1 protein-coding gene is annotated in these 2184 nt (G+C 72.6%); it reads right to left on the bottom strand.

Annotated elements, in window-relative coordinates; all coding sequences use genetic code 11:
- On the bottom strand, positions 1 to 2184 hold a 2184-nt coding region (locus AC27VN_RS39585; RefSeq protein ID WP_490880231.1), incomplete at both ends, for a ligase-associated DNA damage response DEXH box helicase.

Below are 2184 nucleotides of genomic sequence, written 5' to 3'. Positions count from 1 at the left end.
CGCACCGCCCGCGGTCACGGCACCGCCGGCCGCCTTCTCGAGCTGCTCGACCATGCGCGCGATGCGGTCGGCCACGTTCTCGTTCGACAGCTTCTCGCGGAACAGCTCGACCATCAGCGGAAACGAGAACGGCGTCGGCCGCTCGAGCGCGCGCAGCACCAGCTGCTGCGTTCCCATGCGCGCGAGGCTGGCAGCGAGGCGGCCGATCTCGAGCTCCTGCGACAGCAGCTCGCGCTCGGCCTGCGCGAGCAGCGCGTTGCCGGGGTCGTACTTGCGGAACACCTCCCAGAACAGCGAGGACGAGGCCTGCAGCTGCCGGCTGCTGCGCTTCTCGCCCGGATAGCCCTGGAAGATCAGTCCCGACACGCGCGCGATCTCGCGAAAACGCCGCTGCGCGAGCTCGCCCGCATTGAGCGAGGCCAGCACCTCGTGCAGCAGCGCCTCGTGCGCCTGTGCCGCGTCGCCCGCCGGCATGCCGAGCACCTCGGGCAGCCGCGCGGGCCAGTCGACCTCGCTCGCGCTCAGCAGCTCGAAGCCGTAGTCGTTGACCGCGATCGAGAAGGTGCGCGCCTCGTGCTGCGCCACGCGCCAGGCCAGCAGGCTCGCGAGCCCCAGGTGCACGTGGCGGCCCGCGAACGGATAGAGGAACAGGTGCCAGCCCTCGCGCGTCTTCAGCGTCTCGGCCAGCAGCGTTCGCGGCGTGGGCAATGCCGACCACTGCTGCTGCAGCTCGAGCAGCGGCCGCACGCAGCGCAGCTCGGGCGACTCCCACCGGCCCTGGTCGGCCAGCGCGAGCTGCTGCACCACCGCGTCGGCCAGCGTGTTCGACAGCGGCATGCGCCCGCCATTCCAGCGCGGCACCGCGGGCCGCTGGCCGCTGGCGCGCCGCACCCAGGCCGTCATGTCGTGGATGCGCACCAGCTCGAGCAGCCGGCCGCCGAACAGGAAGCAGTCGCCGGGCTTCATGCGCGCGACGAAGCCCTCTTCCACGCTGCCGATCCTCGCGCCGCCGAGGTACTGCACCGCCATGCTCGCGTCGCTCACGATGGTGCCGATGTTCATGCGGTGGCGCCGTGCGAGCCGCGCATCGGGCACGCGCCACACGCCGTCGGCATCGGCCACCACGCGCTTGTAGTCGGGATAGGCCGCGAGCGAGGCGCCGCCCTGCGCGACGAAGTCCAGGCACCAGGCCCAGTGCTCGCGCGTGAGCCCGGCATAGGCGGCCGTGCCGCGCACCTCCTCGTAGAGATCGTCGGGCACGAAGCCGCCGCCGAGCGCCACGGTCACGAGGTGCTGCACCAGCACGTCGAGCGGCTGGTCGGGCGAATGGCGGGCCTCGATGTGCCCCTCGGCGATCGCGGCGCGCGCCGCCGCGCCCTCGACCATCTCGATGCTGTGCGTGGGCACCAGCGTGATGCGCGAGGGCCGGCCCGGCGCATGGCCCGAGCGGCCCGCGCGCTGCAGCAGCCGCGCCACGCCCTTGGGCGAGCCGATCTGCAGCACGCGCTCCACCGGCAGGAAGTCGACGCCGAGGTCCAGGCTCGAGGTGCAGACCACGGCCTTGAGCTCGCCGCTCTTGAGGCCCAGCTCGACCCACTCGCGCACCTCGCGGTCGAGCGAGCCGTGGTGCAGCGCGATGGTGCCGGCCCATTCGGGCCGCGCCTCGAGCATCGCCTGGTACCAGATCTCCGACTGCGAGCGCGTGTTGGTGAAGACCAGCGTGGTGCTGCTGGCCGCGATCTCCTCGAGCACCTGCGGCAGCATCGTGAGGCCCAGGTGGCCGCCCCAGGGAAAGCGCTCGGCGCGGCCCGGCAGCAGCGAATCGATGACCAGCTTCTTCGGCACCTGGCCCTGCACCAGCACGCCATCGTCACGGCCCAGCAGCGCGTGCATCGCCTCGTGCAGGTTGCCGAGCGTGGCCGACATGCCCCAGACCGCGAGCCCCGCGTTCCAGCGCCGAAGCCGCGCGAGCGCGAGCTGCACCTGCACGCCGCGCTTGTTGCCGAGCAACTCGTGCCACTCGTCGACCACCACCATCCTCACCTGGCCCAGCACCTCGCTGGCATCGGCGCGCGCGAGCAGCAGCGACAGGCTCTCGGGCGTGGTGACCAGCACCGTGGGCAGGCGCGTGTTCTGCGCGCTGCGCTCGGCCGAGGAGGTGTCGCCGCTGCGCGCGCCCGCGCT

Source organism: Variovorax sp. 20P10.2.4, from assembly GCF_058244205.1.
Note: the sequence above shows the minus strand (reverse complement) of the source record. Positions and strands in the feature narration are given on the sequence as shown.